The sequence below is a fragment of the Nocardiopsis sp. MT53 genome (assembly GCF_019598965.1).
In the GTDB taxonomy this organism is placed as follows: Bacteria; Actinomycetota; Actinomycetes; order Streptosporangiales; family Streptosporangiaceae; genus Nocardiopsis; species Nocardiopsis changdeensis.
Genome location: NZ_CP080599.1, coordinates 5,165,318 through 5,184,451, shown reverse-complemented (window position 1 = coordinate 5,184,451; position 19,134 = coordinate 5,165,318). Strand labels below are relative to the sequence as shown.

14 protein-coding genes are annotated in these 19,134 nt (G+C 74.6%); 9 read left to right on the top strand and 5 right to left on the bottom strand.

From position 1 onward, the window contains the following. Positions 1–21 precede the first annotated feature (21 nt). Together K1J57_RS22840 and K1J57_RS22835 are read left to right on the top strand one after the other, a co-directional pair. On the top strand, positions 22–693 hold the full coding sequence (locus K1J57_RS22840) for an isochorismatase family protein (RefSeq protein ID WP_220560666.1): 672 nt from the start codon (positions 22–24) through the stop codon (positions 691–693). Next, complete coding sequence (locus K1J57_RS22835) at positions 690–2,576, top strand: anthranilate synthase family protein (protein WP_220560665.1); 1,887 nt, start codon at positions 690–692, stop codon at positions 2,574–2,576. Before K1J57_RS22840 ends, K1J57_RS22835 begins: the two co-directional genes overlap by 4 nt. 27 nt (positions 2,577–2,603) lie before the next feature. Here the strand turns inward: K1J57_RS22835 and K1J57_RS22830 are convergent, their stop codons facing one another. The 3 genes from K1J57_RS22830 to K1J57_RS22820 form a co-directional block, all read right to left on the bottom strand. Continuing rightward, positions 2,604–4,013, bottom strand: coding sequence for an NDP-hexose 2,3-dehydratase family protein (locus K1J57_RS22830; protein ID WP_220560664.1), 1,410 nt, complete (start codon positions 4,011–4,013; stop codon positions 2,604–2,606). Next, positions 4,010–4,936 (bottom strand): glucose-1-phosphate thymidylyltransferase RfbA, encoded by a 927-nt coding sequence (rfbA, locus tag K1J57_RS22825; protein ID WP_220560663.1) that lies wholly within the window; start codon positions 4,934–4,936, stop codon positions 4,010–4,012. Before rfbA ends, K1J57_RS22830 begins: the two co-directional genes overlap by 4 nt. A gap of 117 nt (positions 4,937–5,053) precedes the next feature. Next, complete coding sequence (locus tag K1J57_RS22820) at positions 5,054–8,308, bottom strand: BTAD domain-containing putative transcriptional regulator (protein ID WP_220560662.1); 3,255 nt, start codon at positions 8,306–8,308, stop codon at positions 5,054–5,056. 204 nt (positions 8,309–8,512) lie between these two features. Between K1J57_RS22820 and K1J57_RS22815 the strand changes: the two genes are divergently transcribed. Together K1J57_RS22815 and K1J57_RS22810 are read left to right on the top strand one after the other, a co-directional pair. Further along, on the top strand, positions 8,513–9,913 hold the full coding sequence (locus tag K1J57_RS22815) for an alpha-L-fucosidase (RefSeq protein ID WP_220560660.1): 1,401 nt from the start codon (positions 8,513–8,515) through the stop codon (positions 9,911–9,913). A 116-nt stretch (positions 9,914–10,029) separates the two neighbouring features. Then, positions 10,030–11,133, top strand: coding sequence for a nucleotide disphospho-sugar-binding domain-containing protein (locus K1J57_RS22810; protein WP_220560659.1), 1,104 nt, complete (start codon positions 10,030–10,032; stop codon positions 11,131–11,133). A gap of 24 nt (positions 11,134–11,157) precedes the next feature. Here the strand turns inward: K1J57_RS22810 and K1J57_RS22805 are convergent, their stop codons facing one another. Both K1J57_RS22805 and K1J57_RS22800 read right to left on the bottom strand, forming a co-directional pair. Further along, positions 11,158–12,795, bottom strand: coding sequence for an MFS transporter (locus K1J57_RS22805; protein ID WP_220560658.1), 1,638 nt, complete (start codon positions 12,793–12,795; stop codon positions 11,158–11,160). Continuing rightward, positions 12,795–13,451: an NADPH-dependent FMN reductase gene (locus K1J57_RS22800; protein WP_220560657.1), complete on the bottom strand. Its 657-nt coding sequence runs from the start codon at positions 13,449–13,451 to the stop codon at positions 12,795–12,797. The genes K1J57_RS22805 and K1J57_RS22800 overlap by 1 nt, the downstream gene beginning before the upstream one ends. A gap of 370 nt (positions 13,452–13,821) precedes the next feature. On the opposite strand from K1J57_RS22800, the gene K1J57_RS22795 reads away from it, so the two are divergent. The 5 genes from K1J57_RS22795 (at position 13,822) to K1J57_RS22775 (ending at position 19,125) form a co-directional block, all read left to right on the top strand. Then, a complete protein-coding gene (locus tag K1J57_RS22795; protein ID WP_220560656.1) occupies positions 13,822–15,048 on the top strand; it encodes a cytochrome P450 in 1,227 nt (408 codons plus the stop codon). A 44-nt stretch (positions 15,049–15,092) separates the two neighbouring features. After that, the gene (locus K1J57_RS22790; RefSeq protein WP_220560655.1) at positions 15,093–15,890 is read left to right on the top strand and encodes a phytanoyl-CoA dioxygenase family protein; all 798 of its coding nucleotides are present in this window, start codon (positions 15,093–15,095) and stop codon (positions 15,888–15,890) included. 221 nt (positions 15,891–16,111) lie between these two features. Further along, entirely contained in the window at positions 16,112–17,470 is a 1,359-nt protein-coding gene (locus tag K1J57_RS22785; RefSeq protein WP_220560654.1) for an FAD-dependent oxidoreductase, read from the top strand. A gap of 55 nt (positions 17,471–17,525) precedes the next feature. After that, positions 17,526–18,521 (top strand): zinc-binding dehydrogenase, encoded by a 996-nt coding sequence (locus K1J57_RS22780; protein ID WP_220560653.1) that lies wholly within the window; start codon positions 17,526–17,528, stop codon positions 18,519–18,521. Positions 18,522–18,576: 55 nt separating this feature from the next. Continuing rightward, positions 18,577–19,125 carry an SRPBCC family protein gene (locus K1J57_RS22775; RefSeq protein WP_220560651.1) on the top strand — a complete coding sequence of 183 codons (549 nt, stop codon included), beginning with the start codon at positions 18,577–18,579 and terminating at the stop codon, positions 19,123–19,125. Positions 19,126–19,134 lie beyond the last annotated feature (9 nt).

The window sequence follows — 19,134 nt, the reverse complement described above, 5'->3', positions numbered from 1 at the left end:
ACCGACACCGGAAGGACGACCATGCCGACCATCCCACCGATCCGCTCCTACCCCCTGCCGGGGCCCGACGACCTTCCGGCCCCCCTCGTGGACTGGGAGCCGCGAGCGGACCGGGCCGTCCTGCTCGTCCACGACATGCAGAAGTTCTTCCTCCGCCCCTTCGACGACGCCCCCGACCTGCGCAAGACGCTCGTCGAGCAGTGCACCCGGCTGCGCGAGCGCTGCGCCTCCCTGGGGATCCCCGTCGCCTACACCGCCCAGCCCGGCCGGATGACCCCGCCGGAGCGCGGTCTGCTGATGGACTTCTGGGGGCCGGGGATGACCGGTTCCCCCGAGGACCGCGAGGTCGTCGCGCCCCTGGCGCCGGGCCCGGAGGACTGGATGTTCACCAAGTGGCGCTACAGCGCCTTCCACCGCTCCGACCTGCTGGGCAGGATGCGCGCCCTGGGACGGGACCAGATCATCGTCTGCGGCGTGTACGCGCACGTCGGCGTCCTGATGACCGCCGTGGACGCCTACAGCAACGACATCCGGGTGTTCCTGCCGGCCGACGCGGTCGCGGACTTCGACGCCGAACGCCACCGGTGGGCCCTGGAGTACACCGCCCTGCGCTGCGGGAAGGTCACCCTGACCGACCACCTGCTCGCCGCGCTGGCACCGGCGGGCGGGGCGGGCGCGGGGGTGGGCGGATGAGCGGCACCCGGCCGTACGGCGGCCACGACCCGTTCGCCGCGGTCCTGTCCGGCGACGCGCCCGCCTTCGCACTGCTCTACCGGCCCGAGACCTCGCCGGGCGAGGTCGAGGTGCTCACGGGCGAGACCGCCGTCCACGACACCCTGGCCGACCTGCCGCTGGAGGGGGCCCGCGCGGACGGCGGGGACGGGGAGCGGCACGACCTGCTGGTGGCCGTCCCCTACCGGCAGATCCGCGAGCGCGGTTTCGACCACATCGACGACGGCGCCCCCCTGGTCGCGCTCCGGGTCACCGGACAGGGGAGGATGCCGCTGGCGGAGGTGTGCGAGCGCGTCCCCGACCCGGGGATCACCCTGTCGGGCGGCGCCTTCGACGTGGACGACGACGCCTACGCCGAGGCCGTGCGCCGGGTCGTCACCGACGAGATCGGACGGGGCGAGGGCGCCAACTTCGTCCTGAAGCGGTCCTTCACCACCCGGATCGACGGCTTCGACCGCACCCGCGCGCTCGCCCTGTTCCGGCGGCTGCTGGAGCACGAGTCCGGCACGTACTGGACGTTCGTCCTGTACACGCCCGAGGGCACCTTCGTCGGCGCCACCCCCGAACGGCACGTGAGCGTGCGGGACGGCACGGCGACCATGAACCCCATCAGCGGGACCTACCGATACCCGCCCTCCGGCCCGAGCCTGGAGGGCGTGCTCGGCTTCCTCGACGACGGCAAGGAGACCGACGAGCTGTACATGGTGGTGGACGAGGAACTGAAGATGATGGCCCGGATCTGCGACGCGGGGGTGCGGGTGCACGGCCCCCGCCTGAAGGAGATGGCGCGGCTCGCCCACACCGAGTACCTCATCGAGGGGCGGTGCGACCGGGATCCGCGGGAGGTGCTGCGCGAGACCGCGTTCGCGCCGACCGTCACCGGCAGTCCGCTGGAGAACGCCTGCCGGGTCATCGCCCGCTACGAGGGGCGGGGCCGGGGGCACTACAGCGGCGCGCTCGCGCTCATCGGCCGCGACCGGCACGGCCGGACCACGCTGGACTCGGCGATCATGATCCGCACCGCGGAGATCTCGCCCTGCGGCGGCACCCGCGTCTCCGTGGGCGCGACCCTGGTGCGCCATTCCGATCCCGCCTCCGAGGTCGCCGAGACCCACGCCAAGGTGGCCGGGGTGCTCGGGGCGCTCAAGGGCGGACGGCCGCGGAGCATGAACGAGGACCCCCGGGTCCGGGAGGCCCTCCGGGCGCGCAACACGCGGGTGTCCGACTTCTGGCTGGGCGCGGGGCGGCCCCCCGTGCGCTCCTGGGAGGGGCTGTCGGTCCTGGTCGTGGACGCCGAGGACACCTTCACCGCGATGCTGGCGCACCAGTTGGAGTCCATCGGGCCGTCGGTGGCCGTGCGGCCGTTCGCGGAGGACGTCGACCTCGGCGGGTACGACCTCGTGGTGCTGGGGCCGGGGCCGGGCGATCCGCGCGACGCCTCCCACCCCAAGATCGCCCGCCTGCGCGCGGCGACGCGGACCCTGCTGGAGTCCCGCCGCCCGTTCCTCGCCGTGTGCCTGAGCCATCAGGTCCTGTGCCTGGAGCTGGGCCTGGAGGTGGCGCCCAGGGCCGTCCCCAACCAGGGCGCCCAGCACGTGATCGACCTGTTCGGCCGGCGGGAGCGGGTCGGTTTCTACAACACGTTCGCCGCCCGCTGCGCGGAGGACAAGGTCGCGTGCGCGGGCATCGGCGCCGTGGAGGTCAGCCGGGACGCGGAGACCGGGGAGGTCCACGCCCTGCGGGGGCCGTGGTTCGGCTCGTTGCAGTTCCACGCCGAGTCCCTGCTCACGCAGGACGGCGTCGCGATCCTCTCCCGGGTGGTGGGGGACGCGCTGGAGGGGTGAGCCGGGGCCGGCCGCGCCGGCCCCGGCTCACAGCCGCACCGCGCCGGTGACGACGCAGGACAGCAGGGTGCGCGCCTGCACGTTCACGTAGTGGCCGTGCCGGAGCAGCTCCCCGAGCTGGGCGGGGGTGGCCCACCGGTGCCCCGGCGGCGGGTCCGCCGGGGCGGTGTCGTCGCGCACCACCGTGTAGACGCCGTGGGAGTCGAGGAACCGGCCGCCCTCCTCGGTGTGCACGGCCCGGTAGAGCACCGCGTCGCCGTGTGCGGACAGGACGGCGTCCAGGAAGGGGGAGCGCCCCTCGAAGGGGTCGGGGTCCCCGGGCGCGCCCTGGACCGTCGGGCCGAGCTCGACCCCGCCCGGCAGGCCCCCCTCGGGGCGGGCGCGCACCAGCAGGTGCGGCACGCCCCCGAACCGCCGGGTGAGGAAGGCCGCCACCCGCTCCCCCACCGGGCGCAGCAGGGGCTGGCTCCACCGGGCGACCTCCCGCGAGCCCGCCCGGACCCCGACCGCGACGACCTCGAAGCCGAGGCCGTCCTCGCGGTGGATCCGGTCGGCGCCGCGGTGCCAGCCGGGCAGCCCGGCCAGGGGCACCGGGTCGGCGCGCAGCGGCGTCAGCGAGCGCTCGCCGACGAACCACGACCGCAGGTCCGTGTCGGTGTGCAGGGCGTCGGGGGCGCCGGGATGGGCGGGGGCGCAGGCCAGCACGCTGCGGGCGTCCATGTTGACGACGCCGTCCAGGCGCAGCAGCCGTCCCAGGGCGCCCAGGCTCATCCACCGGAAGTCCGGGTGCTCGGGGACCGGGTGGCCGGCGGGGACCTCCACGATCATGTTGCGGTTGCTCTTGCGCAGGAACCAGTCGCCGTGCTCGGACTGCAGGACGTCGGCCAGGACCCGGCCCTCGCCGGGGTCCAGGAAGTACTCCAGGTAGCGGACCGTGCGGCCGCCGTGGGCCCGGGAGAGGTTGCTGCGGGTGGCCTGGACGGTGGGGGACAGCTGGACGGGGTCGGGGTTGCCCGGCTCCATCTTGGCCTGCATCAGGAGGTGCAGGACGCCGTCGATCTCTTGGGCGAGGATGCCCAGCACCCCGACCTCGGGCTGGTCGATGACGGGCTGGTGCCGCACGTCCGCGGGGCCGGTGCCGGAGCACACGCGCAGACCGCGTACGGCGAAGAAGCGCCCGGTGCGGTGGACGAGGTCGCCCGTCGCCGGGTCGAACCCCCACTCTCCCATCGCGTCGAACGGGATCCGGTCCACGCCGAAGCCGCCGGAGCGGGCCCGCTCGGCGATCCAGTCCAGGACCCCGGCGACCCCGTCGGGGTGCCCGGGGGTCGACACGACGGCCGCGGAGCGGCGCAGGCGCGCGGCGGCGGAGCGGTCCGAACGCCACCTCGGCGCCACCGGGCGCGGGGCGGCGGGCGCGGTCCCGGGCGGCGTCATCGGACACCCGCCCAGGTCACGGCGCCGGGTTCGGCGTCCGGCAGGGCGCTCGCCTCGTACTCGTCGGCGACGTCCATGATGTAGCGCCCGTAGCCGGTCGTCGCCTGCGCCTCGCCCAGGCGGCGGCAGCTCCCGGCGTCGATCAGCCCCATCCGCAGGGCGACCTCCTCCACGCAGGCGATCCGGACGCCCTGGCGCTGTTCCAGGATGCGCACGAACTCGCCCGCCTGGAGGAGGGCGTCGTGGGTGCCGGTGTCCAGCCAGGCGAACCCCCGGCCGAGCTCGACCAGGCGGGCGCGCCCCTGCTCCAGGTAGGCGCGGTTGACGTCGGTGATCTCCAGCTCCCCGCGCGCCGAGGGCCGCAGGTCGCGGGCGATCTCCAGCACGTCGTTGTCGTAGAAGTACAGGCCGGTGATCGCCCGGTTGGACCGCGGGCGGCTCGGTTTCTCCTCCAGGGAGACCAGCCGCCCCGAGGCGTCGGTCTCCCCGACCCCGTAGCGTTCGGGGTCGGAGACGCGGTAGCCGAACAGCGTGCAGCCGTCCACCGCCGCCGCCTGTTCCACCAGCAGGTCGGAGAGGCCCCAGCCGTGGAAGATGTTGTCGCCGAGGATGAGCGCGACCCGGTCCGCCCCCACGTGCCGCGCCCCGATGCGGAAGGCGTCGGGAAGCCCGCACGGGTGCGTCTGCTCCGCGTAGTCCAGGCTCAGTCCCAGGTCGGAGCCGTCGCCCAGGAGGCGCCGGAACCCGGGCAGGTCCTCGGGGGTGGAGATGATCAGGATCTCCCGCAGGCCGGTCAGCATCAGCACCGACAGCGGGTAGTAGATCATCGGTTTGTCGTACACCGGCAGGAGCTGCTTGGAGACTCCCTTGGTGATCGGGTGCAGCCGTGTTCCGCTGCCGCCCGCGAGGATGATCCCCTTCACCGACGACCTCCGAGTGCTCGACGTGGGCCCCGGGGACCCGGACGGAACCGATCGTGGTGCACCGGGGCGCGGGGCGGCCAACGCGCCGGGCCGGGTATGTCACCTCGCGGGCCCCGCTCAGGGCGCGGCGTCCCCCGGGGCCCCGGGGCCCGCGGCCCGCGCGACCAGGTCCTCGGGGTCGGACTCCGCGCCCGCGCCCATCTCCCGTTCCACGGCGTCCGCCCCCAGGGCGGCGACCGCGGCCTGTCCGGCCCGGTCGGCGTCGGCGCGCTCGGCGGCGGGCGGCGCGACGCCCAGCCCCTCGCGGAGGGCCCCGGCCGCGCCGAGCAGCCGGGCGGTGTGCGCGTGCCGGCCCGCGAGGGCGCAGGCGGCGGCCATCCCCTCCAGCGCGGACGCCATCGCCCGGGGGTCCCCCTCCCGGCGGGCCACCGCCCAGCCCTCCCGGTGGCGGCGCAGCGCGGTGCCGGCGTCGCCGCGCGCCTCGGCGACGAAGCCCCATTCGCTCAGGACCTGCGCGAGCACGACCCCGCCCTGGCCGTCCAGCCGCCGGTGGAGTCCGCTCAGGCGGTGCTCCGCCTCGTCCAGCGCCCCCTCCCGGCGCGCGCCCAGGGCCAGTCCGATCTCCGCGTAGATCAGCCCGGCCCGGTCCGAGTGCTCCTCCGCGACGCGCACCGCGCGCAGGTGGTACTCGCGCGCCGCGGCGTGGTCCCCGGTGAGCAGGGCGGCCCGCCCCAGCCCGGAGAGCTTCCACGAGACGTCGTGCCACAGCCCCAGCTCCTCCGCCACGCGCAGCCCCTCGCGGTGGCGGCGCTCGGCCGAGGCGTGGTCGCCCAGGGCCTCGGCCAGGGTCGCCAGGGCGTCGCCCGCCTGGACCTGCCCCCAGCGGTCGCCCAGCTCCGTGAACAGCGCCATGCTCTGTTCGCCGTCGCGGGCGGCCGCGGTGTAGTCCCCGGCCACCAGGGAGAACCAGGTGCGCTGGGCCAGGACGGCCGCGGCGCCCCAGCGGTCGCCGTGCGCGCGGAAGTCGACCAGCGCAGGCTCCACCAGTTCGGCGCCCAGCCCGTTCTCGCCCACCGTGAACAGCACGATGGAGACGAACCAGCGGGCCCGGGCCGCGTCCACGGGGCCGGAGACCCGTTCGCACGCCGCGAGGCTCTCGTGGACGAGCGCGGCCGGTTCGGGCCCGGCGCCGGAGAGGACCGCCAGGCCGTCCGCCCACACCGACATGCGCTCCCGCACGCCCGGCGGCAACGGCCCCGGCCCGGACAGGACGGCGTCCAGGGCCCTGCGGCACTCCTGGATCCGGCCGCGCAGATACCAGTACCAGAGCTGGGCCCGGACCAGGCGCAGGAGCAGGTCGCCCTCGCCGGTGAGCCGGGCCGTGTCCAGGGCGAGCCTCAGGTTCGCGGTCTCGGTGTCCAGGCGGCGCAGCCAGGTGCGCTGCTCGGGCCCGTACAGGAAGGAGGAGGCGCGCTCGGCCAGTTCGGTGTAGTACCGGGCATGCCGGGCGGCGACCTCCCCGTCCTCCCCGGCCTCGGCCAGGCGCTCGTCGCAGTAGAGGGCGACCGACTCCAGGAGGCGGTACCGCGGCCCGGTCTCCTCCTCCGTCATGACGACCAGGGAGCGGGAGATCAGCCTCCCCAGGACGTCCACGACCTCGTCCGCCGACACGTCCGGGCCGGCGCAGACGGCCTCGGCGCCGGCCAGCGCGCACCCGTCGGCGTGCACGGCCAGGCGGCGCAGCACCCGGCGCTCGGCGGCCGAGAGCAGGTCCCAGCTCCAGTCCATGGTGGCGCGCAGGGTGCGCTGCCGGGCCGGGGTGCGGCGGGGGCTTCCGGTGAGCAGCCGGAAGCGGTCGTCCAGCCGTTCGGCGACCATGTGCACCCCCAGGCCGCGCACGCGCGTGGCGGCCAGTTCCAGGGCCAGGGGGACCCCGTCGAGGCGGTGGCAGATGGCGGTCACCGGACCGACGTTGTCGTCGGTCAGCTCGAACCCGGGCGAGGAGGCGGCGGCGCGGCGGACGAACAGCTCGACCGCCCCGGCGGTGCGCGCGGCCGCCGCGTCCGTGCCGGGGTCGGGCACCTCCAGCGGGGGGACGACGTGCAGCCACTCGCCGACGATGCCCAGGGGCTCCTGGCTGGTGGTGAGGACGTGCAGTTCGGGGACCTCGCCCAACAGGCGCTCGACGAGGTCGGCGACCCCGTCCAGGACGCGCTCGCAGCCGTCCAGGACCAGCAGGGCGCGGGACGGGCGCAGGGCGTCGGCCACCCGGTGGAACAGGTCCTCGCCCGCCCCGGCCGGGAGCGGGTCGCGCAGTTCGAGGGAGTCGGCGATGGCCTGGACGACCCGGGCGGCGGAGGACTCCCCGCCGGGGTTCGCGGACCGGCCCGCCTCGGCCTCCACCGACCAGACCCCGGCGGGGAAGACGTCGACCATGCTCCGCGCGAGTTCGAGCGCGAGGCGGGACTTGCCGATCCCCCCGGGGCCGGTGAGGGTGACCAGGCGCTCGGCGCGGACCACCTCGCGCAGGCGCTCGATCAGGTCCGCGCGTCCGATCAGGTCGCTGACCGGGGCCGTCAGGTTGGACCTGCGCCGGGGGGTGTCGGAACGGGCGTCCGACGGCAGGAGGGCGGGGTCCTGGGTGAGGATCCTCTGGTGCAGGGTGACGAGTTCGACCCCCGGGTCCAGCCCCAGTTCCTCGCGCAGGAGTCGGTCCACGTCGGCGTAGCTCTCCAGCGCCTCGGAGCCCCGGCCGGACCGGTACAGGGCGAGCATGTGGAGGGCGCGGGCGCGCTCGCGCAGGGGGTGCTCGTCCACGAGCGCGGCCAGATCCCCGATGAGCCGGTGGTGCTCGCCCAGGTCCAGGCGGGTCTGCGCGTGCTCCTCCAGCGCCGACAGGCGCTGCTCCTCCAGGTTGGCGACCACCGGCCGGGCGAAGGGCTCGTCGGCGAAGTCGGCGAGCGCCGGGCCCCGCCACAGGGCGAGGGCGTCGGAGAGCAGGACGGACCGCATGCGGGGCTCGCCGGTGGCGCGGGCCCGCTCCATGAGCTGGCGGAACCGGTCGGTGTCGGTGTCGTCGGGTCCGACGGCGAGCCGGTAGCCGGAGGCCATGGACACGACGAGGTCCCGGCCGCCGGGCTCGGCCTCGTCGAAGGCCCGGCGGAGCTGGGACACCTTGGCCCGCAGGGCCGGGAGCGGCCGGGCGGGCGGGGTGTCCCCCCACAGTTCGTCGATGAGCCGGTCGGCGGGGATCGCCCGCCCCTCGCCGGTGAGCAGTACGGCCAGGAGCCTGCGGACCTTGAGTTCGGGCACCTGGACGGGGCGGCCGTCCGTCGTCTCCACGGCCAGCGGCCCGAGAAGGCGGAATCGCATCGTCGTCCCCCGTCCCCTTCCCCTTCTCCGCCCCCGGCGCCCGGCCGGTGCGCGGTCCCCGCCGGTCCGCGGGGGTCCGCGGAACGGGGCTCACTATATAGCCGGGGAACGACGGCGGCGGAGGTGACAAACCCCTGGAACCGCGCCGGTTCCGGGGGTCCGGGGAACCCTACACTCCCCCGGTGAGACTTCGGGAGGCCGTCCATGCACGAATCCGCGGACACCGACACGACGGGGCGGGGTGACGCCCTGCGGCACCCCTCCTGGTTCGACGAGGCCAAACTCGGGATCCTCGTCCACTGGGGGGCGGCCTCGATCCCGGCCTACGCCCCGGTCCGGCGGTCCCTGCTCCCCGACCCGGTGGCGGGCATGGGCGCGGTCGAGCGCGCGGACGTCCCCGCCTGGTGGCGGACCGACGGGGACGCGGGCATGTACCAGAACGCCCTGGCGCTCCCGGGGAGCGCCGTCGGGCGCCACCACCGGGAGCGGTACGGCGACCTGCCCTACTCCGCCTTCGTGGAGCGCCTGCGCGACGAGGTCGTCCCCCGCTGGGACCCGCGCCCGTGGGGCGAGCTGTTCGAGCGCTCGGGCGCCGGATACGTGGTGTTCAGCGCCAAGGCCGAGGACGGCTTCCTGATGTGGCCCAGTGAGCACCCCCACCCGCGGGGCACGGCCTGGTCGTCGCCGCGCGACGTCGTGGGGGAGCTGGCGGAGGAGGTGCGCGGCCGCGGCATGGAGTTCGGCGTCTACTACAGCGCCTGGGACTTCTCCTTCTCGCAGGAGCCCGTCTCCGACCTCGCGTCGGCCCTGGCCGCCCTGCCCCGGGGGGAGGACTACCGCGACCTGTTCCTCGGGCACTGGAAGGAGCTGGTCCGCCGGTACCGCCCGTGCACCCTGTGGAACGACTACGGGGTCTCCCCTCCCGGCGTCGACCTGCCGTCCCTGTTCGAGTGGTACCACGACAGGGTCCCCCACGGCCTGGTCAACGACAGGTTCGACATCGCCGCCCAGGGCCGGGGCGACCTCCACGCCGGGTACGCGACGTGCGAACCCGGGGTCGCGCCCCCGGAGCGGGGCCGCTGGCAGTCGGTGCGGCCGCTGAGCGGCAGCTACTTCTACAACGCCGAGGAGCGCGACTCCGACCACATCGACCCCGTGCACCTCGTCCACGTGCTGGCCGACGTCGTCGCCCGGGGCGGCTCCCTGCTCGTCAACGTCGGCCCCACCGGGACGGGCGCCGTCCCCTGGTCCCAGTCCCGGCGGCTGCTGGAGCTGGGCGCCTGGATGGACGTGTACGGGGAGGCCGTCCGCGGCACCCGCCCCTGGACCAGGGTGCACGGGACGACCGACGAGGGGCTCCAGGTGCGGTACACCCGGACCGGCCGGCACCTCAACGCGATCGTCCTGGGCACGCCGCGCACCGCCGACCTGGGCCTGGACCTGCTCCTGGAACCCGGCTCCGAGGTGACCGCCCTGGACGGCTCCGGCCCCCTGGACTGGCGGCCCTCGCCGCACGGGACGACCGTCCGGCTGCGCGAGGCCCCGCCCGAGCAGCCCGCCCTCGCCGTGCGGATCGGCCCTGTGGAGGGGGTCGCCCCGGTGTGACCCCCGCGACCGGGCGGCCCCGGTCCCGGGCGGGCGCGGCGGCGACCGCATCCCCTTCGATTCCGCGGACCCCGGGACCGGGTCCGCCCCTTGGCTCCACGAGAAAGGCAGAACCGATGAAGGCGCTGTTCATCCCCGGCAACAGTCCGGCGACCGTCTACACCCACGCGGCCCTGGCCACGGCTGTGCGCAACGCGGGGCACGAGGTGTTCATGGCCGGCATCCAGTGGGTGCTCCCGGACATCGTGTCCGTGGGCCTGCCCGCGGTGCGCACCTCCCCGATCGACCTGGACGACGTCATGGCGTTCATGGCCGGCATGCCCGCCGACCCCGAGGGGGCGGCGCGGGCCGCCGGGCGGGTGTACGCCGAGATCGGCGTCGAATCCCTGGACCCCCTGGTGAAGATGGCCGAGCACTGGCGGCCGGACCTCGTGGTCGGCAGCCCGATGTACTACGGGGCCGCGCTCCTGGCCCAGCGGCTCTCGGTCCCCTGGGTGATGCTGGAGTGGGACCGCGGCGACGCCTCCATCTACCACCCCGGGGCGATGGAGGTGCTGCGCCCGGTCCTGGACGGGCTGGGCCTGGACCGGCTGCCCGGGCCCGACCTGCACATCGACGTCTGTCCGCCGAGCCTGCGCCCGGAGGGCGCGCCGGAGTCGGTGACGATGCGCTTCGTCCCGGCGAACCCGCAGCGGCACCTCGAACCGTGGATGTACACCCGGGCCGACCGCCCGCGGGTCGCGATCACCGGCGGCAGCCGGGTGTTCCAGGGCGACCGGCTGGCGCGGACGGCGCGCGCCATCGGCGCGCTGGGGGTGGAGGTGGTGGTCGCGGCCCCCGAGCCGGTGGCCGCGCAGGTGCGCGAGAGCGATCCGCAGGTGCGCGCGGGCTGGGTCCCCCTGGACGTGCTCGCCCCGACCTGCGACGTCATCGTCCACCACGGCGGCGGCGCCACCGACATGACCTCGATGGCCTGCGGCGTCCCCCAGCTCATCGCCATCCAGGACGTGTCGGCGGTGGAGATGCGCCGCATCGCCGACGCCGGTGCGGCGATCATGCTCGACCCGGACCGCCAGGAGGTGGAGGACATCGCCCGGGCGTGCTCGACACTGCTGGAGTCCCCCTCCTACCGCGCCCGGGCGCGGGAGCTGGCCGCGGAGAACGCCGCGCAGCCGGGCCCGGCGGCCATGGTGGAGCGGCTGGAGCGCCTGGTCGGCTGACCGCCCCGGCACGGGGGTCCGCCGTCAGCCCTGGGTCGGGACGTCGTCACCGCGGCGGTCCGGCTCCGCGGCCGCCGCGTCCCCGGCGGCACCGCTCTCGCCGGAGTCCTCCTCCGGGGCGCCGTCCTCGTGCCCGATCGGGGGCAGGTGGCGCAGCAGGACCACCACCATGCCGGCGGTGCCCAGCATGAGCAGCGCGCTGACGAGCATCACGGCGTTCATGCCGCTCATGAACGCCTCGCGGCCCGCGGCCAGCACCTGGTCGGCGAGCGGGCCGGACAGGCCCTCGACGACGCCGATCAGGCCGGCGAAGCTCCCCTGGGCGCTCTCGGCCTCCTCGGCCGACAGTCCCTCCGGCAGCAGCCCGCCCACGCGCGAGGCGTAGATGGCGGCGCCCAGCGAGCCGAACGTGGCAATGCCCATGGCCGCGCCGAACTCCGCGCCGGTCTCCGACATGCCCGACGCCGTGCCGGTCCGTTCCGGGGGCGCGGAGCTGACCACCATGTCGGTGCTCAGCGCCAGCAGCGGCTGGGCGCCCAGGATCCCGACGACCGCGCCGGTCATGAACAGGACCAGGCCGGAGGCCGGGCCGACGAAGGCCATCGCGCCGAACCCCAGCGCGCACAGCGCCAGCCCCGCGCCGATGACCGTGGCCGGCGGGTACTTCGCCGCGAGGATCGGGGCGGCGGTCGCGCCGACGACGCTGGCGATGCCCAGGGGGATGAACCACAGGCCCGCCGCGAACGGCGACAGCCCCTGGACCAGCTGCATGAACTGGGTGAAGTGGTAGGTGAAGGAGTAGAACACCACCTGGCCGAGCAGCAGCGCCAGGAGGGCGCCGGTGAACGTGCGGCTGGAGAAGAGGCTCAGGTCCAGCAGCGGGTGGGCGATCCTGCGCTGGCGGTACACGAAGAGCGCGCCCGCGGCCAGGCCCACGGCCAGGGCGAGGAGCGGCACCGCCCGCACCGCCGCGTCGGCGGCGATCTCCTTCATGCCGTAGACGACGGGCAGGATGGCCGTCAGCGAGAGGGCCACGCTCACCAGGTCCATGCGCCCGGCCGAGGAGTCCCGGTACTCCGGCAGCAGGAACGGGCCCGCGACCAGGAGGACGGCCATGACCGGGACGGCCAGCAGGAACACCGACCCCCACCAGAAGAACTCCAGGAGGAGGCCGCCCACGGCCGGGCCGAGGACGCCTCCCACCGTGAAGGACATGAGCCAGACGGCCACCGCCATCGACCTCTGCTTGGGGTCCTTGAACATGACCGTGATCAGGGCCAGTGTCGGCGGCATGAGCATCGCTCCGGCGATCCCCAGGAGCACGCGGGCGGCGATGAGCATCTCCGTGCTGACGGAGAACGCCGCGATCACCGAGGCCGCGCCGAAGGCCACCGCGCCGATCAGCAGCAGGCGCCGCCGGCCGATGCGGTCGCCGAAGGTCCCCATGGTGATGAGGAAGCCGGCGACCATGAACCCGTAGATGTCCATGATCCACAGCAGCTCGGTGGTGCTCGCCCCCAGGTCGGCCCCCAGGTGCGGGATCGCCATGTAGAGCACGGTGAGATCCAGCGAGAGCAGCATGGTGGGCAGGGCCAGGACGATCAGGCCCGCCCATTGCCTCGGGGTGGCGCGTACGGGCGCGCCGGGTTCCGCTGGGGACATCACTTTCTCCGTTCCTCGTGGTGCGGTCGGTCCGGGGGCGCGGGGTCCTCCGCGCTCGGACCGGGGGACCCCGGCTCGCCGGGGTAGGGTGCGCGCTCCCTGCCGTCCTGGAGGGTGCGGGCCCACCAGGCGAGGCAGTCGAGCAGGGCCAGGGAGTGCGCGTCGTGCTCCGGCAGCACCGTGAAGACCGGCCCGCCGTCGTAGCGCTCCGGGTAGTGGGGCAGGCTGACCGTCTCGCGGACGTTCACCGCCCCCAGTTCCGTGAGGACCGGTTGCAGGGCCTGGACCGCGCGCAGGCCGCCGGCGGCGCCGCCGTAGGAGACGTAGCCGACCGGCTTGGTCCGCCACTCCACGACGCACCAGTCGATGGCGTTCTTCAGGGCGGCCGGGTACCCGTTGTTGTGCTCGGGTGTGACGATCGCGAAGGCGTCCGCGGCGCGCAGCCACCCCTTGAGGTCGCGCACGGCCTGCGGGGGCTCCTCCGCCCGGTCGGTGATCAGGATGTCGGGCAGCCACGCCTGGGCGAGGTCGATCACGTCGACGTCGAAGAACCCGTGGTGGCGGGCCCGCTCGGCGAACCACTCGGCGACCACCGGCCCCACACGCCCCTTGCGTGTGCTGCCGATGATGATCACCAACCGCGATGCACTGCCCATCCCGACTCCTCACGCACGGTGCCCCTGTGGGCGTGTTCCGCGGGCCCTTCTCCCGTCCGTCGCCCGCCACCGCATCGGACGGACGCACACGGCGCGGTCCTTCTCCCCGCGGCGGACGGTGCGCGCGGAACACGCCCTGGCACGCAGTCTCCATCGGAACCGTTCGGGAGACGTTCGGCTCCGGTTATGGTCGCGCCGAACGGGGCTGCTGACCTGACACATTCGGCGCACCGCCCTGGTCGGCCCGCGGCGCCGGTGCCAGAGTCTGAGCCGTCGACGCCCCCCGGCGGCGCCCGCCCCGGCGCCCCCGGCGGGGGCGCGGGGCCGACGGGCCCGCCCGCACCACTCCCCTGACAAGGCGAGGTTGACCGTGACGAACACCCAGAGCTTGACGCCGTTGGCGGTGCTCGCCGACGACTCCCGGTGGCGCCGCCCCGAGGAGATGTTCGCGATCCTGGGGAGCTACCGCCGGGAACGGCCGGTGGCCCTGGCGGAGAGCCCCGACTTCCGCTCGTTCTGGCTGGTGACCCGGCACGAGGACATCACGTCGATCGAGCGCCGCCCGGAGCTGTTCACGAACCGGCCCGGACCGCTGTTGGAGTACACCGAGCCCCCGGAGGAGACCGCGGAGGAGGACCTCAAGCCCCTCCCCCACCGCGACGGCGAGGACCACCGGGCGCACCGGGCCATCGCGCAGAACTGGTTCAGGTACAAGGCCATCAGCGAGATCGAGAAGCACGTGGCCGAGCTCGCCCGGCAGTCGGTGGACGAGCTGCTGGAGCAGGGCCCCGAGTGCGACTTCGTCGAGACCGTCGCCGCCCGCTTCCCGCTGCGCACGGTCATGGCCCTGCTGGGGCTGCCCGACGAGAGCTTCGAGCGGATGTACCGGTCGACCCAGACCATGGCCTGGGAGAAGGACCCGGAGGGCGCCCAGGCCAACTGGCAGGCGACCCTGGCCATGTTCGCCCGGATCACCGAGTCCCGCCGGGCCGAGCCCACCTCCGACCTGGCGTCGGCCATCGCCAACGGGCGGGTGAACGGCGAGCTGCTGGTGGAGCCGGACCTGACGACCTACTACATGCTCATCGCCGACGCCGGGTACGAGACCACGGCGTTCTCCCTGGCGGGGGGCCTGTACGAGCTCATGCGCCACCCCGACCAGCTGGCCCTGCTGCGGGCCGAGCCGGAGCTGATCCCCAACGCGGTGGAGGAGATCCTGCGCTGGACCTCCCCGGTGCGGCACTTCCTGCGCACTGCCCAGGAGGACACCGAGGTCCGCGGGGTGGAGATCCGCAAGGGCGAGCGGGTGATGCTGTCCTACCCCGCGGCCAACCGCGACGAGGAGGTCTTCGCCGACTCCGAGCGGTTCGACGTCACCCGGACCGACGCCGACCGGCACCTCGCCTTCGGCGGGTACGGCCCCCACCACTGCATCGGCGCCCCGCTGAGCCGCATGGAGATCCGGCTGTTCCTGACCGAACTGCTGGACCGTACCAAGGCGATCGAGCCCGCGGGCGAGGCCGTCTTCAAGGGGTCGGCGTTCCTGGGCGGGGTCTGCTCCCTGCCCGTGCGGATCACGCCCGCGTCCTGCGCCTGACCACGCCGCGCCCCACCCATCCCAGAACGGAAAGGACCCTCACCATGACGGTGGCGAAGGAATCGGACATCGACTCGATCGTCACGGACGAGCTCGTGGCGCTCTACCGGGAGCGCGGTTTCGTGAACGTGCCGGCGCTCCTGACCCCCGAGGAGGTCGCCGAGCAGTTCGCCGACGCCGAGCGCCAGTTCGCCGAGCGCGAGACCGAACTGTGGGAGGAGGAGGACGGGCTGGCCATGGACTGGGTGGCCGACGCCGGCCTGCGCAGCGAGGTGACCCGCCGCCTCGCGCTGCACCCCAAGGTCACCGCCGCCGCCGAGAAGCTGGCCGGGACCCCGCTGCGGCTCTTCAAGAGCGAGCTGTTCCGCAAGCCCGCCGGCGGGCTGTCGGCGCCCACCCCGATCCACTACGACTCGCCCTCCCACCCCTTCGAGGGCCGACCGGTCACCCTGACCGCTTGGACCGCCCTGGTCGACGTCCCCGAGGAGCGCGGCTGCATGTCATTCATCCCCGGCTCGCACAAGGAGGTCACCCCCAAGGAGGGCGACGACGGCATGTCCCCGCTGGACCGGTGGCCGCACTTCGCCTGGGAGGAGCGTGTGACCGTCCCGCTGCGCGCGGGCGACGTCCACTTCCACCACGGCCGGGTCATCCACTCCGCCGGGGCCAACAACACCGACACGACCCGGATCTCGCTGGGCACGGTGTACATGGACGCCGACGCCGTGTACCGCCCCAACCCCGTCTACAGCTACCTGTTCCCGGGCGACGACCTGGGCGGCCTGGAGCCCGGCCAGCCGGTCCGCGGCGAGCGGTTCCCGCTCGCCCGCTCCGGCGCCTGACCGGACCGCCCCCCGTGCGGCCGCCGGGACCTCCTCCGGACCGGCGGCCGCCCCACCCGCCAGGCGGGCCCGTACCCGCCTGGGCGGCGGGGTGAATGCGCCGCCCCCGCCGCCCGTCCCGCCCGCGCACGCCGCGGGCGGGGTGTCCGGGCCGCTCCGCCCCCGGAGCGGCCCGGACCCGGTCACCCCCACGCCCGACCGAAGACGGAAGTGAGTTCACCATGCCCCGCAGGATCGCGATCGTCGGTGGCGGAATGGCCGGAACCGCGGCCGCGAAGAAACTGGCCGGCGACGGCGCCGAGACGGTCCTCTTCGAGGGGGCGGACGGCCTCGGCGGCCGGGCCCGCTCCTGGCACCGGCCCGAACTGGAGCCGGATGTCGGCATCAACCTCATGTTCGTGAGCTTCTACGAGCGGATGGGCGCGCTCATCCGGGAGTACGGCCTGGAGAACGACCTGGTCGAACTCTCCACCGACGTCCACATCACCAAGAACGGCCGGGCCGTGGGACTGTCCTCGGACTCGCCGGTCAACCTGCTGCGCTACCCGCACGCGTCGCTGCGGGACCGGTTCGCCTTCCTCATCGCCTCCCTGCGGGAGGTGTCCAAGAAGTCCGAGCTCGACCTTTTCGACCCGCTCAAGACGGCCCACCTCGACAACGGCGAGACCGCCGCCGGGTACGGGGCGCGGGTCATCTCCCCCGAGGGCTTCGACTACCTGCTGCGCCCCCAGATCGAGGGTTTCTGGAACTTCGCCAGCGAGGAGGTCTCGGCCGTGCACGCCCGCGCCCTGGTGGCGTGGCTGGGCGGGGCGGGCTTCCACGTGCTGCGCGACGGGATGGAGGTCATCGCCGAGCGCAACGCGGCCGGGAGCGAGGTGCGCCTGCGGCACGAGGTGACCGAGACGGCCGAGACCGGATCGGGCGTGCTGGTCCGCTTCACCGACGCCACGGGCGCCCCGGGCGAGGAGGAGTTCGACGCGGTCGTGGTGGCGACGCCCGCGCCCGTCGCCGACCGGATCACGGCGAAGCTGTCGGCCGAGGCCGTCCCGGACGCCACCCGCGCGTTCCTGACCACCCAGCGGTACGAGCCGGCGCTCTCGGTGTCCTACCTCGTCCCCCGCGGCACGCTCCCCGAACAGGCCCACATCGTGGCCGGCGGGCGCCAGGACCCGCCGCTGCGGAACATGATCACCTACACGCGGACCCGGATCGACCCGGACGGGGGGCGCAGGGAAACGCTCCTGCTGTTCACCTACCCGGGCCGCGCGGTCACCCGCAGGCTGATCGGCCGCCCCGCCGAGGAGCAGTTCGCCGAGGTCACCCCGCTGCTGCCCACGCTGTGGCCCGACATGCCCGAGAACGTCGAGCCCTTCCACATCGCCGAACGCCCCTACGGCTTCCCGATCCCGGCCCCGGGGCGCTACCGCGCCTCCGCCTCGGTCATCCGGTCGCAGCGGCCCCCGGTGGTCTTCTGCGGCGACTACTTCAACTCGCCCACCACCGAGGCGGCCCTGCTGTCCGGGGAGCGGGCCGCCGAGACCCTGCTGGACGGCCTCGGGCGCAGCCGCGGACCCAGGTGACACACTCCGTGCGAACCCGCCCGCGCCGGGCCGCGGGCGGCCACACTCCATGGACATGGACGCCGCATACATAGACCGTCTGGGCCCGGCCGACGAGATCCGCCACGGGCGCCTGCCGGACCCGCTCCCCGGACCGGCGGACGTGCTGGTCGAGGTGACCGCCACCGCCGTCAACCACGTCGACACCTTCGTGCGCTCGGGTGCCTGGCGCACCCCTCTGTCGTTCCCGTTCGTCATCGGCCGGGACCTGGTCGGCACCGTCGCCGCCACCGGCGAGCGGGTGTCCGGCTTCGCCCCCGGGGACCGGGTCTGGTCGCTGAGCATGGGATACGCCGGGCGCCCGGGGGCGGCGGCCGAACGGGTCGCCGTCCCCGCCGACCACCTCCACCACCTGCCCTCTGGGGCCGACCCCGTCGACGCGGTGGCGCTGGCCCACCCCGCCGCGACGGCGCACGCCGCCCTGTTCCGCTGCGGCCGGCTGCGCGCCGGCGAGACGGTCGCCGTGGTCGGCGCCGGCGGGAACGTCGGCGGGGCGGCGGTGGCCCTGGCCGTGGACGCCGGGGCCCGGGTCGTGGCCGTGGCCTCGGCCCACGACGCGGACTACTGCGCGAAGCTGGGCGCCGACGCGGTCGTGGACCGCGCCGCCCCCGACGTCCACCGCCGCCTGGCCCGCCTGTGCCCCGACGGGGTCGACGTGTACGTCGACGCCGCGGGCCGCAACGAGGTCGACCACGCCCTGGGCGTCCTGGCCCGGCGGGGGAGGATCGTCCTCCTGGCCGGCATGCGCACCCGGGCCGTCATCCCGGTGGGCGACCTCTACCTGCTGGACCGCACCGTCACGGGGTTCGCCATCTCCCAGGCGTCGACCGGGGAGCTCGCCCGCGCGGTCGCGGACCTGGGACCCCTGATCGCCGACGGGCGCCTGCGCCCGCGGGAGGTGGAGGTCCTGCCGCTGGAGGCGGCCGCCGAGGCGCACCGCGCCGTCGAGACAGGCCGCGCCCGGGGGCGGCGGTTCGTGCTGCGGGTCGGGGCGGGCGCCGGGAGGACTTGACCAACCCTGGCCCGATGCTTGGCCACCGGATCCGTGCCGCTGCGATCCTCTCCCCATGAACACACCCGTCTCCGTCATCGACCGCAGCCCCCTCTTCGACCTCCGGGCCCGGATCACCGTCGCGGCCTCCCCCGACGAGATCTACGCGGTGGTCTCCGACCTGCCCCGCAGCGCCGAGTGGAGCCCCGAGTGCCGCGGCGGGGAGTGGATCCACGGAGAGCCCGCGCAGGTGGGCTCGGTCTTCCGGGGGGAGAACCACCGGCCCCGGGACGTCGTGGGCTGGGCGCCCCTGATCCGCGGCACCTGGCACACCGAGTGCCGTGTGGTGGCCGCCGAGCCGGGGCGGACCTTCCGCTGGATGATGCTGTCCCACGCCGGCGAGGACCAGGAGAGCATCTGGGGCTTCGACACCGGCGCCGACGGCCCCGAGTCCTACCTCGAACACCACTTCCGCATGGGCCGGGCGACCGCAGGCATCCACAAGATCACCGCCGATCTGAGCGAGCCCGACCGCGAGCGCTTCATCACCGACTGGACCGCCAAGCTCGAGGACGACCTGGCGATGACACTGGCCCGGATCAAGGCCGTGATCGAGAAGGCCTGACCCCCCGAA

What these genes read in the sequence shown, in the direction of transcription:
- K1J57_RS22840 (WP_220560666.1), top strand. Translation starts at nt 22, where the DNA reads ATGCCGACCATCCCACCGATCCGCTCCTACCCCCTGCCGGGGCCCGAC.
- K1J57_RS22835 (WP_220560665.1), top strand. Translation starts at nt 690, where the DNA reads ATGAGCGGCACCCGGCCGTACGGCGGCCACGACCCGTTCGCCGCGGTC.
- K1J57_RS22830 (WP_220560664.1), bottom strand. Translation starts at nt 4,013, where the DNA reads ATGACGCCGCCCGGGACCGCGCCCGCCGCCCCGCGCCCGGTGGCGCCG.
- K1J57_RS22820 (WP_220560662.1), bottom strand. Translation starts at nt 8,308, where the DNA reads ATGCGATTCCGCCTTCTCGGGCCGCTGGCCGTGGAGACGACGGACGGC.
- K1J57_RS22815 (WP_220560660.1), top strand. Translation starts at nt 8,513, where the DNA reads ATGCACGAATCCGCGGACACCGACACGACGGGGCGGGGTGACGCCCTG.
- K1J57_RS22810 (WP_220560659.1), top strand. Translation starts at nt 10,030, where the DNA reads ATGAAGGCGCTGTTCATCCCCGGCAACAGTCCGGCGACCGTCTACACC.
- K1J57_RS22805 (WP_220560658.1), bottom strand. Translation starts at nt 12,795, where the DNA reads ATGTCCCCAGCGGAACCCGGCGCGCCCGTACGCGCCACCCCGAGGCAA.
- K1J57_RS22800 (WP_220560657.1), bottom strand. Translation starts at nt 13,451, where the DNA reads ATGGGCAGTGCATCGCGGTTGGTGATCATCATCGGCAGCACACGCAAG.
- K1J57_RS22790 (WP_220560655.1), top strand. Translation starts at nt 15,093, where the DNA reads ATGACGGTGGCGAAGGAATCGGACATCGACTCGATCGTCACGGACGAG.
- K1J57_RS22785 (WP_220560654.1), top strand. Translation starts at nt 16,112, where the DNA reads ATGCCCCGCAGGATCGCGATCGTCGGTGGCGGAATGGCCGGAACCGCG.
- K1J57_RS22780 (WP_220560653.1), top strand. Translation starts at nt 17,526, where the DNA reads ATGGACGCCGCATACATAGACCGTCTGGGCCCGGCCGACGAGATCCGC.
- K1J57_RS22775 (WP_220560651.1), top strand. Translation starts at nt 18,577, where the DNA reads ATGAACACACCCGTCTCCGTCATCGACCGCAGCCCCCTCTTCGACCTC.